This is a genomic window from Cupriavidus sp. GW822-FHT02D05 (genome assembly GCF_058802485.1).
Window position 1 is genome coordinate 170,253 of sequence record NZ_JBXAOE010000008.1, and the last position, 19,199, is coordinate 189,451.

The 19,199-nt window shown below is 63.7% G+C and carries 14 protein-coding genes; 6 read left to right on the forward strand and 8 right to left on the reverse strand.

Translation table 11 applies throughout. The features are described from left to right. Positions 1 to 289 precede the first annotated feature (289 nt). The 6 genes from AC1RQK_RS12990 to AC1RQK_RS13015 all read right to left on the reverse strand — a co-directional run bounded on the left by AC1RQK_RS12990 (position 290) and on the right by AC1RQK_RS13015 (position 7,590). Entirely contained in the window at positions 290 to 2,776 is a 2,487-nt protein-coding gene (locus AC1RQK_RS12990) for an arsenate reductase (azurin) large subunit (RefSeq protein WP_492809269.1), read from the reverse strand. Positions 2,777 to 2,791: 15 nt separating this feature from the next. Beyond that, a complete protein-coding gene (locus tag AC1RQK_RS12995) occupies positions 2,792 to 3,310 on the reverse strand; it encodes an arsenate reductase (azurin) small subunit (RefSeq protein ID WP_492809270.1) in 519 nt (172 codons plus the stop codon). Between the two features lie 333 nt (positions 3,311 to 3,643). Beyond that, a complete protein-coding gene (locus tag AC1RQK_RS13000; RefSeq protein WP_492809271.1) occupies positions 3,644 to 4,444 on the reverse strand; it encodes a hypothetical protein in 801 nt (266 codons plus the stop codon). Positions 4,445 to 4,691: 247 nt separating this feature from the next. Beyond that, entirely contained in the window at positions 4,692 to 5,435 is a 744-nt protein-coding gene (locus AC1RQK_RS13005) for a hypothetical protein (RefSeq protein WP_492809272.1), read from the reverse strand. Positions 5,436 to 5,448: 13 nt separating this feature from the next. Next, positions 5,449 to 7,026 carry an AI-2E family transporter gene (locus AC1RQK_RS13010; RefSeq protein WP_492809273.1) on the reverse strand — a complete coding sequence of 526 codons (1,578 nt, stop codon included), beginning with the start codon at positions 7,024 to 7,026 and terminating at the stop codon, positions 5,449 to 5,451. 57 nt (positions 7,027 to 7,083) lie between these two features. Then, a complete protein-coding gene (locus AC1RQK_RS13015) occupies positions 7,084 to 7,590 on the reverse strand; it encodes an SMI1/KNR4 family protein (RefSeq protein WP_492809274.1) in 507 nt (168 codons plus the stop codon). A 226-nt stretch (positions 7,591 to 7,816) separates the two neighbouring features. On the opposite strand from AC1RQK_RS13015, the gene AC1RQK_RS13020 reads away from it, so the two are divergent. Beyond that, a complete protein-coding gene (locus AC1RQK_RS13020) occupies positions 7,817 to 8,578 on the forward strand; it encodes a hypothetical protein (RefSeq protein ID WP_492809275.1) in 762 nt (253 codons plus the stop codon). Between the two features lie 8 nt (positions 8,579 to 8,586). Here the strand turns inward: AC1RQK_RS13020 and AC1RQK_RS13025 are convergent, their stop codons facing one another. Continuing rightward, positions 8,587 to 9,675, reverse strand: coding sequence for a helix-turn-helix transcriptional regulator (locus tag AC1RQK_RS13025; RefSeq protein ID WP_492809276.1), 1,089 nt, complete (start codon positions 9,673 to 9,675; stop codon positions 8,587 to 8,589). Positions 9,676 to 9,889: 214 nt separating this feature from the next. On the opposite strand from AC1RQK_RS13025, the gene AC1RQK_RS13030 reads away from it, so the two are divergent. The 3 genes from AC1RQK_RS13030 (at position 9,890) to AC1RQK_RS13040 (ending at position 11,548) form a co-directional block, all read left to right on the forward strand. Then, positions 9,890 to 10,747 (forward strand): DUF6348 family protein, encoded by an 858-nt coding sequence (locus AC1RQK_RS13030; protein ID WP_492373187.1) that lies wholly within the window; start codon positions 9,890 to 9,892, stop codon positions 10,745 to 10,747. Positions 10,748 to 10,914: 167 nt separating this feature from the next. Continuing rightward, complete coding sequence (locus tag AC1RQK_RS13035; RefSeq protein ID WP_492373186.1) at positions 10,915 to 11,238, forward strand: hypothetical protein; 324 nt, start codon at positions 10,915 to 10,917, stop codon at positions 11,236 to 11,238. A 25-nt stretch (positions 11,239 to 11,263) separates the two neighbouring features. Continuing rightward, a complete protein-coding gene (locus AC1RQK_RS13040) occupies positions 11,264 to 11,548 on the forward strand; it encodes a hypothetical protein (protein WP_492809277.1) in 285 nt (94 codons plus the stop codon). A 348-nt stretch (positions 11,549 to 11,896) separates the two neighbouring features. On the opposite strand, the gene AC1RQK_RS13045 is transcribed toward AC1RQK_RS13040, so the two are convergent. Further along, positions 11,897 to 14,203: a putative bifunctional diguanylate cyclase/phosphodiesterase gene (locus AC1RQK_RS13045; RefSeq protein WP_492809278.1), complete on the reverse strand. Its 2,307-nt coding sequence runs from the start codon at positions 14,201 to 14,203 to the stop codon at positions 11,897 to 11,899. Positions 14,204 to 14,815: 612 nt separating this feature from the next. On the opposite strand from AC1RQK_RS13045, the gene AC1RQK_RS13050 reads away from it, so the two are divergent. Together AC1RQK_RS13050 and AC1RQK_RS13055 are read left to right on the forward strand one after the other, a co-directional pair. After that, a complete protein-coding gene (locus tag AC1RQK_RS13050) occupies positions 14,816 to 17,362 on the forward strand; it encodes a two-partner secretion domain-containing protein (protein ID WP_492809279.1) in 2,547 nt (848 codons plus the stop codon). A gap of 107 nt (positions 17,363 to 17,469) precedes the next feature. Beyond that, entirely contained in the window at positions 17,470 to 19,185 is a 1,716-nt protein-coding gene (locus tag AC1RQK_RS13055; protein WP_492809280.1) for a ShlB/FhaC/HecB family hemolysin secretion/activation protein, read from the forward strand. The last annotated feature ends 14 nt before the right edge of the window (positions 19,186 to 19,199 follow it).

Consider the following 19,199-nt stretch of genomic DNA (forward strand, 5'->3'; position numbering starts at 1 on the left):
TTGGCCAAAAACAAGGGCGACGAATGTGGGCGACGAATGCGGGCTAGCCGCGTGCCAAGTCGACGATAGGCGACACTGGCTGCACGGTCGGGTTGTTGCTGGCCGCGCTCTATCATCCCGTGTGGACCAGCGCCGTGCACGGGCCCGCTGACTTCGGGCTCGCGGTGATCGCGTTTGTGGCGCTCATGTTCTGGAAGCTTTCGCCGTGGCTGGTTGTCATTTGCAGCGGAGCGCCCGGGTGGCTGCTGAGCGTCGCGCTTTAACACTCGCGCCGCCAACCGGGTTTGCGCTAGGTGCGGTCGATCCGTCGCCGCTTGAAGCTGACGGTGTCCTTGAAGTCCTGCATGCTGCCAACGCGGCGCAGGTCCGCCCAGGTGCCCTTGTAGTACGGCACCACATTGCGATCGGTCCACGGCGTGGTCACGTTGCCCATGACCCCGTTGAAATGACCAAACTGCATGAACGTCTGGTTGCGTTTGATGTCTGGCTCCAGGTAGGCAAGGGCATAGGTGGAGCCGTAGTCGTTATAGACTTCGACCACGTCGCCGGAGGTCACGCCCAGCGCTTGCGCGTCCGCTGGATGGATCTCGAGATAGGCCATGGGCACCCGCGCACGCACGAACTCGTTGAACTGGTCGTGGTACATCGTCTGCCATACCTCGTTGACCCGGCCGTTGTTGATCCAGAAGTGATACTTGGCCTTCTGCTCGGCGACCGGCTTCGGCAGCCCGGGCCAGGTCGCCGGCTTGAACTCGGCCTTGCCGTCGGGCGTATCGAACTTGCCGTCCATGTAGAGCATTTCTGTCCCGACCAGCTGGCCGTTGCGATATTCCTTTGTGGGTAGTTGCACGCCATTGTTGCCCATCGCACGCAGGCGCTCGTATGTGACCAGGTTCCCGGTCGTGCCGCCCTGGCTGTCGATCGGGACGGCGCCGGGCTGGCCCGCCTGGCGGAAGCCGTCGTTGAAGGCGTCCTCTTCGGTCCGCCAGTCGAAGCCGCCAAAGCGCGCGGCCATCTCGCCCTTGCCCTCGGCCTCGTACAAGCGCTTGAGCGTATTGGCGATATCGGCGGCGATCAGGCAGTCCGGGCGCGCGGTGCCCGGTGGATCCATGAACTTGTCCGACAAGCGCATCCGGCGCTCGCCGTTCATCGAGGTCAGGTGCATCTCGCCCGGATGCGCGGCCGGAAGCATCAGGTGGGCGGCGTCAGCCAGGCTGGTGGGATACAGGTTGATGTTGGTCAGGAACAGCCCGCCCTTGCTCTTCACGGCGTCGTAGATCGCATCGGCCATCTGCGCCACGGTGGCCCCGCGCTGGCGTGCCATCGCCTCTCGCACAACCGCGGTGCGTCGCAGGATCACGGCGCGGTGCTCCTGCGCATTGAGTGTGGTCTGGAATGGGTTGGCGCCCCACGCCGTGTACATCAGCCCCTTGCCGTGGATGATCTCCTGGTCCACGTAGATCTTCGTGCTGCCAGGATAGGGTGGCCTGGCATAGCCCTCCTGGTGCCCGCCCATGCGCACCACGCCCGTGCCGCGCCGGCCGACGTTGTGCGTGGCCAGGACCAGGTCCACCAGCGCGGACTGGATGAGGTAGTTGTCGTTGCCCCAGATGATGCCCTTTTCATAGGCATGCATCGTATGCGGCCGGTGGCCGGACGCCTTTGGCTTGTAGGCCCACTGCGCCGCGAGCCTGAGCTTGTCGACTGGCACGCCGGTAATGCGGCTGGTGTCTTCCAGCGACAACCGGTTCGCGCGCAGCGCCGCATCGAACCCCTTGGTATAGCCCGCGATAAACTCCTTGTCGTGCCAGCCCTGGTCAACCACATGGGTCAGCAACCCATCGAACAGGGCAATGTCGGTGCCGGGCTCGATATCGAGGTGCAGTACGTTGTCCTTGCCGGCCGCTTGCTCCGCCACCGCGATCGTGGTGGTGCGGCGCGGGTCCACGAAGATCACCTTGGCCGCGGCGATGCTTTCGCCGGGGAAGCGCGCCTTGCGCTTGTCCATGGTCTGGCCCTGCAGGTTCGGCAGCCAGTGCGCCAGGAAGTAGTTGGTCTGGGTCTCGTAGGAGTTGCAGCCGATTGCCATGATCACATCGGCGAGTTCGGCATCCTCATAGCTGTTGTTGAGCTCGCCGATGCCCATTTCGCGGGTGGCATGGCACTCGGAGTTGTAGGCCGGCCGATTGTGGATCCGGACCAGCGGCGTCTTGAGCGCCGTGAACATCAGCTTGCCGGTGCCCCAGGTGTTCTCGAAGCCACCGCCCGCGCCACCGTGGTCAAAGCAATCGAACGCCAGCGCGGCGGGCCCGTCGCGATCCAGGATCCGCTTGGTCACGCCGGCGTAAAGGGCCAGCGCGTCATCCCAGCTGGTATCGACCCATTGATCGGCCATATAGACGCGCGGGCTGCGCAAGCGGGCCCTGGCCACGCCGTCCGGGTTGTACATCACCTTGGCCAACTGGCCGCCTCGCGTCGACGACAAGCCCTGGTTCACGCTGCATTGCTTGTCGGGCACGATGAGGATGTTGTGGCGCTGGCCGTCCCGGTCGGTGACGGTATTCTGCATGTTCGGTGTCATCACCACCGCCAGCGCAGGCAGCTGCTTGCGAAAGTCCAGCCCCAGCGCGTTCTGGCCTGGCGCTCGGCCTCCCTCCATGTTCTCCGGCCATTTGTAGACGTGATAGCCGCACCCGACGATGCAGAAATGGCAGGTCAGGTTGGTCCGCTGCGCATTCACGGGTGGCAGGGCCATCCGGTCCTTGTTAGTTGCCATGGCAGTACGCCCCCTTCACAGCAGGTTGGCTTGACGCCCGTAGATCAGCCCCTCGACACCGACGGCTCTCACCGTGCCATCGCTGGCGTTGTACTGCAGCTGGACCATGGGCAGGTTTTCGGTTGCCTGCCCCGACACCATCTGGCCGCTCTTCTCGGGGTCGAAGATGCTGAAATGGCAGGGGCATTTGAAGGTGCGCGCGCCAGCGTCGTAGGCGACCGGGCAGCCCATGTGCGTACAGAGCGTGCTGTAGGCCACCACGTCGCGGTCGGGGCCGACCCCGCCTGGCACCGGCATCCCCATCTTGATGGCGACGCACGGCGACGACGCGTCCGGGTAGAGGAAACTGACCGGCGTATTGACCCGCAGCTGTCCGACGTGCGCAACCACCTTAGGGGTGAAAGGCAGCGTCGTCCGGCCCGGATTGGCGGGGGGTGGCGCGGCTTGCGCCGGGGTGGGCAAGCTTCCCGAAACACCAATGCCGGCGGCCGCGCCGCCGGTGGCCTTCAGGAACTCTCTGCGCGTGATGGACATGATCACCCCCTCCTGCGGAATGCGATCGCGATGCCCGTCGCGGGTCGCCGGCACTCCGTGGTCGTTGGCATGGGGGCATGCTTGCGGCCGCAGCCCCGGTGGGGCCACGCGGCTATGACTACCGCCGATATTTTTGGAAATATTTAATTATTTCTAGGGCAACGGCGCGGTGAATGCAAGCTGCACTGCGGCAGCCGCGGGAGTGTCTGTCGTAAAGCACTGGGCGCCTTGCTCGCAGTCCACGGCCCGAGGGCCATTGGACTGAAAGTGCACTATGCGGTCCGCATTTCTCTTCGAGATGGTTACGCGTAGTTCAACCGGGTGTACCGCGTGTTACCTCGCTTTATCGCGATTGGCGTGCTCCTGCGGCCCGCTCCCCTTCACCAGCTCCGCACCCACGCCAAGCATGACGCCGCCGGTCCCAACCGTCGTGGAGATTGCCGTCTCGGTGATGGTCTTCGATACGGCTCGCGTGTAGGCGTCAACCTGCACGCCAGCGCGGACGTGTGCCTGGACGGTCTGAGGCATCTGGATGGCCCGGGACGTTGACGTGAGTGATTGCCTGAACAGATTTTGCAGTCCCGACCGGATCGACGCGATCAGCAGCGCCAGCAGTGGGACGGAGAGCAGCATGATGGATAGCTTGAACAGTCCAAGCTTCATAGGGTCTCGAGCGGCCTTTGCGGCGTAGAGGATGCTGAATGCCGCGTATGCAATCAGCACCGGCAGGCCGAGGAACCCTTGCAGCCCTACCGCGCGCAGAACTGGCGCGGGGAAGAGTAGTACGTACAACAGCACACTGGCGATGGCTAGCGGCAGTAGCTGGACGATGGACGCAAGCGTCTTGGCGATGTTGAAGAGCACCCAGAGCACAACCAGGATGCCCAGCGGCGGAAACAGGGCGGCGGCAACGGTGAGTGCGAGAGAGATCACGATGCTGCCGGCAATCTCCGCCCAGTGTCCTTCGGACACGATGTAATACAGCATGCAGAGTATCGCGGCTGCGGCAACCGTCAGGAGGAAGAGCACCGGCTCGTCATAACTGTGCGGGACGAGCGCGTTGCGCAGCATGAGCAGCCCCGCGAATATCGACAGGTACACGAAGAATCTCAGGATTTGGCTGGCTGCCGTCATGGACTCGGTTTCCTCTACTTTTTTATCTGGCAATGCGGCGCCGCTATCGCGTGACGCGCTTGTTTTTTTGGTTCTTGCGGCTTCTGCATCAACGCTGGTTTGCTCCCCTCTCCCATGAAATGGGAGAGGGGAGCTACGGCAGTGCTGGATTTAGCCCAGCGATGCATCGACCCACACAAACGTCGGATGAACCGTTTTTTGCAACCGGGGGACGCACCGCCCGATCCGGTACCACACCTTCAGTGACTTACCTGGCGCCGAAGTGCAGCGCCAACTGCAGCGCAATCGATAGCACGCTCAGGCTCAGCGCGGCCGCGATGGCATAGCGGGTGCGCTTTGTGCCCTGCAGCTGCTCCGCACGGAGCTTGGCGAGTTGTGTTTGTGCGGCCTGGGCGAGTTGGCTTTCCATGCCTTGGAGCAGTGCCTGGTTCGCCGATTCCATCTTGGCTTCGGCGGCTTCCACGCGTTGCACGCAGCCGATGAGCTTGAGGGCTTGTTCCTGGGACACGCCCTTGGCTTGCAGCAGGCCTTCGTTTGCGGCGTTGATCGCGGTTTGCTGCTGCGCGAGTTCGTCCTGCTGGGCGCGGATCTGCTTGTTCTGCTCGGCAAGCGCGGTGGCTTGCTGGCGCAGTTGTGATTGCTGCTCTAGCAGCACCTGCTGCTGGTCGCTGAGTACCTTGGAGATGGCGGTGTTGACGGCCAGCAGTTCCGCGGATCGCTGGGTCAGGCTGCCAATGGATTGGCTAAGGTCAAGGCTGGCATCCTGGATCTTGTCGTCGAGGTCGTTCCACCAGTTGCTGACAAAATTGCTGCTGGACTTCTCGCGGCGCAGGCGGGCGAGGCGATTGCCGTCGCCTTCGGTGGCGTTCTTGGCGTCTGCCATGCGGGAGACCAGTTCCTGGATCTTGCCGGAACTAAAAATATGCTCTGGCAGCTCCACCGAGGAGAATGCGTGAACGATCTGTAGATCCTGCTTGCCTGCGTAACTCATGCTGCTGTCCGTTTTAGAGATGGTTCAGGAATGCGTCGATTTGCTGTTGACGGTGTTCGATGCTGGCAACGCCTTCGTGGCTGCGGCGAACCTGCTCGCGCGTCTGGGCATTGGTGTGCTCCAGGCTGGCGAGGGTGAGGGCGCTCGTCTGTCCTGCCTGGCCATAGGCCGCGCCGATGTCGGCGTAGCCTTGCATGGCTTGGGCGTACTGTTCGACATTGCGCAGGGAGGCGTCACACAGGGCGCGCAGTTCCTCCGCGAACCCGGCGCGGCGTTGTGCGTCGGCCATCAGTTCGTCCAGCAGCTTCTCGTCGCGTGCCTGCCGGTCAAACGCGCTGTCGATCTGATAGGCGAGGTAGGCGGACAGCAGGCCGCTGACAATGCCCACCAGCACGGGGGACACCACATCAGCAAATGGCTTGAGGAAGGGAATGGTGAGCATGAAGGCTGACACACTTTCTTCAAGCAGCACGCCGACCGTGGTGGCGACGACGGTGGCAAGGATCTTCAGCGCGGCCTGCATGGCCTCGCGCGGCGTCATGTGTGCAGGCCGCATGGCGATGAGCTTGAACGCGCGATAGAGGCCGAGCAGTACCTCGCGCAAGGCGGTGACGATGCGTTTGGCCGTGGTGATGAACGAATTGATCAGGAACGTGAGTAGATTGCTCATGAAGCCGCTGACGCCGCCGCCAAGCAGTTGCCCCATGGCATCTGGCAGCTTTGCCGCCACGGTTTGGATGACGCGGCCAAGGCGCTCGCGAATGTCCTGGAAGAGCGTTTTTCCTGCCTCCACGCCCCGTTTGATCAGGACCTTGAACTCATTGAACAGGCCGTTGACCAGTTCGGTGAGCAGCAGCCCTAGCGCCTGGCGCACGGCCATGCGCGCGGCTTGGTCCAGGCCCGTGGTCAGGAGCTCGCCCGTTTGCTTCTTGAGCAGGCTGGTGTCGATGGTGGCGTTGATCTTGTCGGAGGCGGTGCGGTAGGCCTCGTCCATGCGCTTGGGATCCACCTCGTAGTGCTCGGCGTTGGTTTTGTCGTCCTGGCCGGCTTTATTGGCGCGGGCCCATTCCTGGGCATCCTTGTCGCTCTTCGATCGGTTCAGGCTGGCGTCGGTGCCGACAAGGTTGGCGTCGTCGTTCAGGAGCGTCTTGATCTTGTCGACGCTGGCAGTGCCGTCCTTGACTTCGCCAAGCGCAAGGTGCGCGCGGGGATCGGTGGCAACGGCCTTGAGCGGAACGACATGGTCCAGGTCGAAGTCTTCACTGAGCGGCTTGCCGGTGTAGCCATCGATGCCGCTTTGCGCCGCGCTGTCGCGCTTGCGTTGCCAGTCGGTGGTGCTTGCCGCGTAGCTGGCGCGGTCGAACTCGTCGGCGCTTTGCCGGAAGCGCGCGTATCGCGCCTTGTCGTCGTCCGTTGCGGTGGTGCCTTGGGCGAAGTTGTGAGCGGTGGTGACGTTGCCGCCGGTCTTGTCCTGGAACATCGCCGTGGACAAGCCAAAGGGGCCGATGATCTGGGCAAGCACATGCTGCTGGCAATCGTCGAATAGGGTTTGAAGCCGTTGCTCACGCAGCTGCGTTGCGGATTCTCTCATTGCTTGCTCTTGCTTCTCTTGGTTGGGCTTGGCTGGACTTGGCTGTCGTTCGCTTGCTTAGCGCTGGCGCTCGGTGAATTGCGAGAACCATTGCCCGAAGCTGTCCGCAATGCGCTCTCTCTTGGGGGCGTCGTGCCACAGGGCGATGACCTGGCCGTACTGGCCGCCGGTATCCGGGTCCAGGTCCAGGCAGAGGTGATCGCCGGCGCCGTTGTAGGTGAAGGGGATCCATTTTGGCGACCACCACAGTGGCTTCACCCCGGGATCCGGCCTTGCCGTCATTTGTGCGAACTCGCCGCTGGCCCAGAGTTCGTGCCACACCGTCCATTCACGCAGCACGCGTGTGGTGGATAGGAATTCGGTACCGTCGAAGAGCCATTCGGCATGGCGATCCTGGCCGTCGTGCACCAGCAGGCATTGCACATAGTCATCGGGCAAGGACACGCCGAGCTCGCGCTCAAGGTCTGCCACCCGTTCGGCAGATGCGGGTGGGTTGAGTCCTGCCAGACGGTCCGGGTGGTGTGCTGTCAGCCGGGCTATCAGGCGTTGCCATTGCGTGTTCATCTTGGATTCCAGTGATGCGCGTTGCCGTGTGATGCGTTCGCCAATTCCAGATCGGCCATTCCTCGGATAACTTTAGGGAAATCTTGGATCTTTTTTCTTGGGCAGCCGATTGAGGTTGCATGGCATTCAACCGCATGACAGGGGTGCATATTGGAGGCGATACCGGACAGCGAATTGTCCGGTGCGGGCAGCAGACTTGCGGCTACCGATACACAGGAGCCTGCAAATGCATCAGAACGACCCCCTCGACATGACCATCGTGACCATCGGCCACGACGTGCTGACCCCGATCAAGCCGCTGCGGGTTGCGATTCAGCGGTGGGGTTTCTCGGCGGAGGAGGTGCAGGGCGTGATCATGGATTGCCCGACGTTTGCGGGTGCCCTGGAATGGATGCAGGCCGGGCATGCCGGCGCGCGCGCCGACGTGGTTGTCCACCTGGTTGACGCTGCGCGCCTGACCGGCGCTAACGGGGGCGCGATGTGGAATGCCATGGGGCCGGTGCAGGCGATGAGGAAGGCGCGCAACACGGGCAGCCTTGAGATTGCGCTTGTGCTCGGTGCTGCCAGCCAGCTGCCGGCCGTCCGCGCGGGCAGCTGGATCCTCGCTGGCTCGCGCAGCCTGGCGAGCGCGCTGGGCATTCTCTTGCGCTCGACGCTGGATCCGGCCGCGCTGCTGGCGGCGGGCAGCGAGCCGCTCAGGTGGCTGCGGGAGCTGGCATCGCTGGATACCACCTGCTTGCTGCTGCAGCAAACCGACCCCGCGCCCGAGCGCCTGGCCGGCAAGATCGAAGAGGATCTGGTCGCTTTGATCGGTGGAGGATACGCGGCGCCCTCCTGGATCTCCATTGCGGGCCCGAGCGCGGCCATTGCCGCGCTGCGCCAGCGCACCGGGGTCATCGCCCGGCGCTTGATGTACTCCGCGCGCCCTTTCGAAAAGGCGAGCGCGGATCTGGTGGTTGCGTTTCCCTGGCCGGATCTGATGCGCTAGGGCCTCCCTTACGTGACCGACCCCAGGGACGATGGCTGCGTGGACGCTGGCCCGGCGGTGTTGTCATCGTCATCGCTATCGCTATCGCCATCGTTGCAGCCGTCGTCGGCGTACAGGGAAGCCGCTTCCTTGAGGAGCTTGCCGATCTCGCGCCGGACACTTGCCGGGGCAATGACCTCCACAAACGGCGAGCGCTCCAGCAGCAGGTTGTTCAGCGCGATCGACGGCGCAACGGTGGCGGTCAGGACAAAGCCGCCCTCCTCCTCGGTGATGCACTGATCGTCGGAGAGCCGCACGGATCGGAACTGGCTTGGGACGGACCCACGCTCGCGTACGCGCAGAACGAGTGGCTCGGGCGTGCTGGCGAACCACTCCAGCGCCTTCTCCTCCTTGATGAAGGCCTGCAGGTCGAACCCGTGCTCGCGCTTGAGCACGAAGCCGCGGTTCTCCACCGCAAGCATGCGGTCGAGCCGCATCAACCATGGCGAGCCCTGCTTGCCGCTGGAGCGCCGGTGCTTGACCACCAGGTACCAGAATGAGCCTTTCTCGACGATGGCATAGGGCAGCACCTCGTATTCCTTGGGCTGCGTGATCTCCCTGGCCGCCACCTGGTAGCGCACGAATAGCGTCTGGTCCAGGTACAGCGCCGCCCAGATGGTCTCGAAGATCTGTTCGTCGACTGTTGGCGGGATCAAGGGGTAGCCGGCGTCCAGGCGCGCGGTCTTGCCCATCCACGCCAGCGCGCTTTCCGAGCGGCTGTCGATGGGGTTCGCGCGGAGCACGCGCGCAGCGCCTTCAAAGTATCCTTCGAGGTCGCCGATGACGCTATTGGGAAGGTGGTGTCGCGCAAGCTGACGCAGCTTGAGCAGCGCCAGCGAAAGATCGATTGATGGCCGCACGGCAGCTGCCGGCCCGTTTGCCAGCAGTCTCCACTGTCTTGCGGAACCATTGCCTTCACCCGCCAGGTAGTTCTGTTCTTCCAGTGCGGCGAAGGCACGGCGAACGTCCTTTTCCTGGTCCCCTGACATCCCCAGCTTTGCCATGACTGCGTGCTTGAGTTCGGGAGACTTCCATGCATCGCGACGCTGCGAAGCCATGATGTCCAGGACGGCGCGTTGTACTTCGGCGGGAGTCGGCATTTGGGTGAGGCATGAGTTTTGTTATCGCCGGTATCGTATTCGGACCGGACAAGCGTTGTCCAGCCGTACGTCCGCACGCTGATCGAGCCCAGCCTATGCCGGCTACGGCATAAACCTGTAAACTCGGCGCGGATCGATCCCAAAGCCTATTACCAAGCAGCACAGTATTCAGATGACATCGGAATCCAACTACACGCCACGGATCCACCCGGGCAATCCCGGCACGACCTCTGTGTTCTCCATTGCCTCTACCCGCAACGACGAAAGCCGGGCGGAGAACATCGACCTGACGAGCTTGCTCCAGGACGTGCTGATGGCCGAGAGCCAGCCGGTGTCCCGTCATGGAGCCTGGCTGCAGACCGCCGAGGGCCTGTGGCTGCTTCCGCGGTTGGTGAGATGGCATCTGCACGAGAACGGCATGGGGCAGTCATCGACTACCATCCAGGTCTGCCATGAACGGCTCGTACCCGATGGGTGCTTCGAGTTCCAGCATGCGGCCAGCGATAACGACGCGGCAACTGCCATGCGCAATGGCTTTACGCAATGGGCCAGGACCGACGCCGTGGCGCTGCGCGAGGGCACCCGCGCCGAAGTCACCGAGTGCATGTCGATGACGATGGAGTTCCCTGGCGAGGCGGGCCACCGGGCGTTGCGTCGCCGCGTGGTGTTTGGCCCAGCCTCGCATTACATGGCGAAGCCGCATGCGCAGCCGTCATGCCCGGCCGCCGCCCGCGAGGCGAGCGAGCAGGATAGCGAGAGTGAGAGCGAGAGCGATGCGCACGACTTCTGCCCATGCTGCTTGCTGACGAACTCGATTGACGCCTTTCGTCCCTTGCTTGAGGCATCCGAGTTCGCCGCCATCCGCCTGTACGCCGCGCGCGATGCCGAGGGCGAGATCCAGGCGGATTGCCGTGTCAACGGCGAAGACTATCCGGCAGGCCAGCTGGCTTTGATGGACTACGTGAAGACCTGGCCGGAGATGGGATTTGAATTCCGCAAGCAGCTTGTGGTGGTGCGCAACCTGGACTGAAAGAGCGATAGGGCGATTGGGTGGCAGCTGCCACCGCTCTTGCCGCCGCGCGTTTGCCAGCGCTGTGGCCGGTCCCTGCGCAACTGGCTTGGTTAGGAACGGCGGACACAAACACGCTGACCTTGAAAACGTTGGTTGGCGTGCCTCACGCTGACAAAGGAAATGCAATGCCACGATCTACGTCCGACCCGGTCACCACGGGCCGTGCTCTGCTTGGCGTCGGATCGCTACTGATCTTGATGGTAGGTGTGCTGCTCCTGGTGCTGCGGATCGCACAGCAGAACTACATCATGGCCCTTGGCGTGGTCTGGGTGGCCAATGGCCTGACCATGATCCTGCATGCGCTGTACTGGTGGCGCTATGGCTTGTCCAGGCGCTGGAAGGTGGCGGTGGTCCTCCAGGGCTTGCTGACGATCGCGCCGCTGCTGCTCGGAGAGTACGGGCTGGTCTTGATCTTCTTCATGCTGGGCGGGGCGATCCGCTTCTGGTAGCGCCAGCATTTACCGAGATGTCAGAATGGGTATTGAATACAAGATCGTCGTTGACCTGCCGTCAGAAGACATCGCCGAGAAAATCCTTGGCCGCGCGGGCGGCGGGACAGGCAAGAAGGGGGCCTCCGGTTTTGATTTCCGGTCGCCGGGGAATTCGGGCCAAATGCCCGATGCCATCGCCAGTGTGGAGCCCTATGGATTCTACTTTTGCAGCTTCACGGGAATCGATGGCCTGAGCGCTGAAGTGCTTGGCTTCATTGTTGCCGCCGCCGCCGCATACGGAAAGGTGTTTGTGGAGGATCTTGAGTAACGCGGCTGCCGGAAGCAATACGCTGGTTTGCTCCCCTCTCCCATGAAATGGGAGAGGGGCCGGGGGAGAGGGCGGGCGCACGCTCAACGTGAGGCGCCTCGCTTTTGCGCAGGCCCGCCCTCTCCCCCAACCCCTCCCGCCATGCGGGAGAGGGGAGCCACGGCGGCGCTGGATTTAGCCCCGCGATGCATCGGCCCACACGAAAAGGTGTATTGATCCGTTAGAAAGTTTGGAGCTTCGGACTTTGTGTGAGTACGGCATGCGGGTGCGAGTGGCCAGCAGCAATACGCTGGTTTGCTCCCCTCTCCCATGAAATGGGAGGGGAGTTACGGTAGCGCCGGATTTGCCCTATTTTGCGTCCACCGCCGAGCCAAGCTCGCCTAGCCGGCGTACAAATTCCACAGGCTCCACGGGCCGGCAGAATAGAAAGCCCTGCTGTCTTTCACAGCCTAAGGAACGTAGATAGGCTGCCTGTTCCGGGGTTTCCACGCCCTCCGCCGTGACGCTCATGCCGAGCGAGTGCGCCATCGCGACGACAGCGTGGGTAATCGCGGTGGAGTCGCGATTGTCTGGCAGCCCGGCGACGAATGATCGATCGATCTTGAGGTTATGAAGCGGGAAGCGCTTCAGATAGGATAGCGACGAGTATCCCGTGCCGAAGTCGTCGACGGAAATCCTCACGCCGGTACGGGTCAGCGATGTCAGCGCCGGCATCACCGTTTCGCTATCCATCATCAAGAGCCCCTCGGTGATTTCCAGCTCCAGCGCACTGGGATCGAGCCCCGCGCGCGTGAGGCAGCCCTGGACCATCTGCGCCAACCCTGCGTTGATCTGGCGCGGGGACAGGTTCACCGCCATTGAAAGATCCGGTGCGATGGTGCGTCGCCATTCTGCTGCTTGCGCGCATGCCCGCTCCAGCACCCACTGGCCAATGGCTACGATCATGCCTGTCTCTTCCGCGACCGGAATGAACTCCTCCGGCGAGACGTGACCGAGTTCGGCGCTGTGCCATCGCAGGAGGGCTTCCGCGCCAACCGCGCTTGTGCTCTGGCTTTCCACGATGGGCTGGTAGACGACACTGAGCTCGCCCGCGGTCAGCGCGCGCCGCAAGGATTGCTCCACGGCAAAGCGGCGCTGCATGCGTAAGTTAAGCGACGCCGTAAAGAACTGGAAGCTGTTGCGCCCCAGTTGCTTGGCGTAGTACATGGCGGAATCCGCATTGCGCAGCAGCGTTGCGGCGTCACGGCCGTCTTCTGGAAACAGGCTGATGCCAATCGAAGCGCCAATAAAATAGGCGTTCTCGCCGACCGTGAACGGCAGTGCAATGGACTCGAGAAGCTGCGCGGACAGCGCGGCGATCTCTTCGGTGCTGCGATAGCCGCGTATCACGATCACAAATTCATCGCCGCCCACGCGTGCGAGCGTGTCGTCCTCTCGTACACATCCGCTCAGCCGCTGGGCGACGCTGCGCAACAGGGCGTCGCCGGTTTCATGCCCGGCCGAGTCGTTGACCAGCTTGAAGCCGTCCAGGTCGACGTAGACGATGGCAACGCGCAGCGGGTCTTGTCCGTCGTTGTCGCCGGGCGCGAGTATTTCGGTCATCCGGTCGGCAAGATAACTGCGATTGAATAGTCCCGTCAGGGAGTCTCGCGTCGCGAGATACTTCAAGCGCTGGGTGGCGTCGCGTACCGGCCCGATATCCACAAAGGAGACCAGCAGGGAACCCGGTGCCGTCTCGCCGGGCTTGATGATCGGGACCACATTCTCGCTGATCCAGATGATCTCGCCATTGGTCAGTTCGTGCCCGATCACCTCGCCAAGAACCGGTTGCCCCGTCGCTATCACGCGGGACGTTGGCCGGTCCGAGAACGCGATCGGCGATCCGTCGTCATGAAACGACCGCGCCACGTTGCCGTAGATATTGCTGCCAACCAGCGACGTCGCCGAGCGTAGCATGCGCTGCGCACTTGGGTTGCATGCCAACACGATACCGCTTGGCGTTAGCACGAGGATGCCTTCGCTCAGGAGATCGACAACGAAGCGGTGATGTTCTTCGCTCTGCGCAAGCCGTTGCGCGATCGCATCCTGATGCACGGCGAGGCCCACGCTCTGCCCGATGTTCCGCAGGATCGTCTCTTCCTTGGCGGTCGGTCGCCGCGGGACGCGATAGTAGACCGCAAACGCCCCGAGCACCTTCCCCGCATCGTCCAGGAACGGAATCGACCAGCAGGCGCGCAGCCCGATCGGCAACGCAAGCTGCCGATAATCGTCCCACAAGGGATCTGTCGCGATATCCTCCACCACCACCATGCGCCGCTCGAACATGGCCGTGCCACATGAGCCGGCACCGGGGCCGATCTGGAGCCCGTCGATCGCCGCGCTGAACGCGTCGGGCAACGAGGGCGCCGCGCCGAATTTCGCGTGCGTGCCATCGCCATCGAGCAGGAGGATGGAACATGACGGCCCTTCGCCAAGCATCGCCTCGGCGCGGCGGCATACCTCGGCGAGCAGCGCCGGAAGCGGCATGTTGCGCGTGATCAGCCGCAGTACCGTTTGCTCGAATGCCAGCATCTCGTCGGCCAGGTCGGAGGGAGGGCGACTGGTTTGGAGCGCTGCGGCATTGCCGGAATCGGCTGGCACCGGGCTTTCTTTCATGGCTGCGCTCCCTGTTTGAGCCTAGCGGGTGGCAACATTCTACGAACATTGGCGCGTTCTTGCGACCAAAACTGCTGCCTCGGTGAAGTCGTTGTCATCGGCTGCCGCTAGCCTCAATACGCGAGCTGTCTTCCTTTGCCCGCATCCCTCTCGTCATCGGCCCCCCCCAGCGCTCCGCCCTCCCTACGTAGGGTGATGCCTCGCGGTCGGGGCGCCGTTATAAACAGATGCCTTTCTTCCTTTTGCCTCTTCAGGAGCGATCACCGCCCCTGCGGAAAGCGCGGTTGAGACCATGAGTTCAGTTTCACTAACACCTGATTAAAGCATGGCCGTTGTTGCGGACACAATTGTTGAATTTTTGTTAAATCCTTTGACTAATGCGTTCGCCGAGCCATCGGAAGCGAATAAACGCCGGAAGATTGGGAAATTTCCCAAATTTTTTACGATGGCACTCTGCTAATGTCGCGTCAAAATTCAGCGCGACAGAATCGGCAGCATCGTGGCGGCGTTTCCTTGTTGAGCATGGGAATCGCCTTACGCATCGTCTTATCCAATTTCGTTCGCGCGCACTTTGAGAATGGGAGAGGTCCTGTGCGGCGTGGCGAGACTGGGATGGAGCAGCAAAAGACGGCAGTCACCGCAATGGCGGCGCACGGCCTGCGGCTTTCCGCTCTGGCCTGGGGGGCGCTCCTGCTCACCGGCACTTGCCTTGCCGCAGGCGTGGTGACCGATGGCGGCAACAGCGCGCCCACGGTCACGGTGGGGGCCAATGGCCGCATCACCGTTGGCATCACCAATGCGGTTGGCGGCGTTTCCACCAACACCTACCGGGACTTCAACGTCCCGCGCGCCGGCGTCGATCTCGATAACCGCGCGGTGCTCGCCCGCACCATCCTGAATCAGGTCACGAGTACCAATCCGTCATTGCTTGAAGGGCCGTTGAATGTGCTGGGAAACCGCGCCAATGTCATTGTGGCCAATCCCAACGGGATCACCGTAAATGGCATGACGGTGCACAACATTGGCAATCTTGCGCTGACTACCGGGCAGGTGTCGTTCAACGATCTCACCGTCGCCAACGGCCAGCTACAGCGCAATGTTGTCCTCACTACCAGCCAGGGCACCATCGATATCGGCCCCGGCGGCCTGTCAGGCACTTTGCTGAATCTGGAACTCGTAGCCAAGCAAATCCGGGTGGGCGGTAGGGTCGAGAATCTTTATGGGGATGCCAACGCAAGCATCCGTGCCGTGGCGGGGACCGGCAGCGCCGAGATCGATACAAGCCTGTCTCCGACGGACAACGATCCGGAAAGAAAGCACCCGTGGGTGAAATACACCGCGCCCGCGGTGAACCCAGGCCAGGGCATCGCGCTGGACATCACGGCCGCGGGTAGCCTGAGTTCAGGGCGGATCGCACTGTTGGTGACCGACCAAGGCGCCGGGGTGCGCCATGCCGGCTCGGCCTACGCCACCGCCGGCGATTTCGCGGTCTCCGGCACCGGCGATCTGCAACTCGCCTCCGGCAAGATCCATGCGCTGCAGGATGTGGTGATTGGCACTGGCGGCATGCTTGGCACAGGCAACCTGGATGCCGGCCGCCATCTGCAAGTCACCTCCGACCGCATTGACCTGCATGCCACCACGCTGGCAGCCGGCACCCACACAACGGGGAATCTGGTGATGGGCGCGGCAGGCCAGGCACACAGCGAACCCATCAGGCTGACAGGCTCGGTGTTGAGCGCCAGCGGCGGCATCGGGCTTCTGGACGCTGGCGCGGGCATTGCGCTTGCCGGCACGCAGGCCTCGGCCGCGGGCAACCTCGTCATTGCGACATCGCGGCTCCAGACCACGCAGGCTGACACGCGCACGGCACTGACTTCGCGCAATGGCTCGCTGAGCATCCAGGCAGATACGGCGGCGCTGTCCGGTACCGATGTCGACGGCGTCGCCGGCACTGGTATCCAGGTGCGCGATCTTGCGTTGCAGGGCACCGCCATACGCGCCTCCGGCGCCGCCGTGGCCATCGATGCCACCGGCAGCTATGTCCAGCGTGACAGCAGCGTGCTGGCCGCGACCGATGTGCGGCTGCATGCGGGGTCGGTGCTGCTTGACTCGGCCGCCGCGCAATCGACGCTGGTGGCCACGCAGGGTGGCGTGCTGCTGCAGTCCGACCGCGAGCTGACCAGCCAGGGCGCGCTGATCCAGGGGCAATCGCGCATCGCGGGGCAAGCGCAGTCTGCCGGCGCCGTGACCGTGCTGACGGGCGGCACCGTGCTCAATACCTCCACCCCGGACTATCTTGGGATCTTCTTCGGTGCGGGCGACGATGTCACGGTTCGGGCCGGGGGCGATGTCATCAACCGCTATGGCCGCATGCTGTCGAACGGCTACCTTGCCGTGACGGCCGGCGGCGACCTGCGCAACGAGATCACCAAGCAAGCCGGCGCCAACGGCGAGCTGCCAAGCTACCAGGCCGGCAGCGGCCAGCGCTGGCTGGTGCTGACCAAGACCAGCGCGCGCTTTGACGTGGACTATGGCCAGGTTGACCGGCCGGCGCAGATTGCCTACCTGCTCTCGGACAAGGGCACCACGCTCACCGGGCGTAACGTCATCAACACCGGCGGGGAAATCTATGCCAACAACGGCGACATCAAGGTGCGCGCGGCTGACACGTTCCGCACCGAAGGGATCACCAGCGGCGCCGCGCATTATTCCCGCAGCTGCATGATCATCTGCCGCACCTCGGCGTCATCGACCACCACCGTGACGGGTGGCCTGTTGTCCGCCGGTGGCCATATCGACATTCAGGCGGGCAAGCTGGCCGCGAACGTAGGTGGGCGCGTGCTGGCGCTGGGTGACTTGACGGTCAATGCGCCGCTGACCTACGCCGCTGGTGTGACCGGCTACTCGGCGATCGCGCGCGACCGGGGCTTCAAGGCCTTCTTTGGCGACACCTGGGCCAGGCTCTACGCCACGGACATCGGCGGCAGCTGGATGGCGGCGGGCCGCACGCGCATCAGCGGCGACACCGTAACGGATGGGGGCAGTTTCGAGGGTGACGTGGCCATTGCGGGCACCACCATGGTGAAGCGGCCGCGCCAGCGCGTTCCCGTCACCGTCGAGAACCATCTCGGTTTCACTTCCTGGGTGTGGCAATGATGCGGCGCGCTACCCCACTCCGATTCCGATTTTGGCTCCGGCTCCGGCTGTCCTTGTTGGCCCTGGCGATCCTGTCTGCCGGTTCCGTGCAGGCTCAGGTACCGCCAATGCCGTTGCCATCGACGGCGCCATTGCCTCAACTCACGCCGGAAGACCCGGCGCAGCGCCTGTTGCGCGAGCAGCGCCAGCGCGACCTGGAGCGTGAGGCCACCCAGCCACCGGCCCGGATCGAGAGCCAGCAGGTTCTGCCACCCGACACACCCATCGAAGCGGTGCCCGAGACATCGGCCACGTTCGAGATCCAACGTATCCAGGTGATCGGCAATACCGTGCTGTCGGATGCCGAGATCGGCGCCATCACGGCACCGTTCGTTGGCAAGTCCTTGGGGACCAATCGCATCAACCTGTTGCTGCGGCGCTTTACCGAAGCCTTTGTGGCGCGGGGGTTTATCACCACGCGTGCTTATCTTGGCGAGCAGAATCTTGCCTCCGGCGTGCTGATGGTCACCGTTGTGCCGGGCACGGTCGAATCGATCCGCCTCAACGGGCGCGCCATCCGCCCGCGCGGCAGCGATGGTAGCGTCGATGGCAAAGATAGCGGATGGCTCGATACCGTGGGCGGCGGGCTGCTGACAGACGCTGGCACGGGCTGGCAATTCCCCGCGCCGGGCGACACCTTGCGCCTGCAGGATCTGGAGCAAGGGGTTGACCAGGTCAACCGCCTGCGCCGCAACCGCGCCGAGCTGCAGATACTGCCGGGGCAGACGCCGGGCAGCTCGGTGGTGGCGCTGGCTAACCAGCCCGGTGACCGTTTTCGCTTCAATGCCGGCGTCGACAACTATGGCAGCCGGACCACGGGCATCTCGCGCACGCGGCTGGGCATCGATGCCGACAACGCACTGGGCTTGCAGGAGGCGGTCTCCGCCAGCTATGTGGGCACGCGCGATACCAATGCGGCCGTGCTCTCGGCGGCGGCGCCGTTCGGCTACAACACCTTCAGCTATACCGGCTCGATATCCGAGTACCAGACCGCCATTGGCGATACCGCGCTGCTGTACGGCCGCACCTTTGGCCACACGCTGGGCTGGAACCGGGTCCTTACCCGCGACCGGAGCGGGCGGCAGGCTTTCGACCTGACCCTCACCTATCGCAAGAGCGAGCGCGAGATCAACAACCTGGAGCTGGATCCCCAGCGGCTCACCGTGCTGCGCGCGGCCTGGAGCGGATTGCGGCGCTTTGCCGCCAACGACCAGCAGGGCTATGCCACGGCCGAGGCGGGCGTCTCGCGCGGGTTGCGGCTGATCAATGCCACCCGCGACCCCGCCGACATCCGCTCTGACGAAGCGCATGCGCAGTTCACCAAGCTCGATGCCAATGCAAGCCTGCAACTGCCGTTGCCGCGGGCCTTCGACGCCCTGCTGGCCTGGCGTGCGCAGCTCGTCGCGCAGTGGGCCAATGTGGCGCTGTTCGGCTCCGAGCAGATCTACGCGGGCGGCGTCAGCACCGTGCGCGGCTTCCGCGAAGGCGCCATCGCTGGCGACCGTGGCGCGTATCTGCGCAACGAGATGGTGTGGGCCAACGCGCCGGCGCTGGCCGGCATCCGCATGGAGCCGTACCTGTTCCTGGACGGCGGCCAGACCCAATCGGTCGCAACCCGCGACTGGCAATCCGTGGCTGGCACCGGCGCCGGCATCCGTCTTTCGGCCCAGTGGGCCAAGCAAACATTCACCAGTGAGCTGCTGGTTGGCGTGCCGCTCGCGCAGCCCGGCTACCTGGGCACAAAGGCGCCGCTTTTTTTGGCCACGCTCAACTGGACCTATTGAGCTGTGCCTGTTGA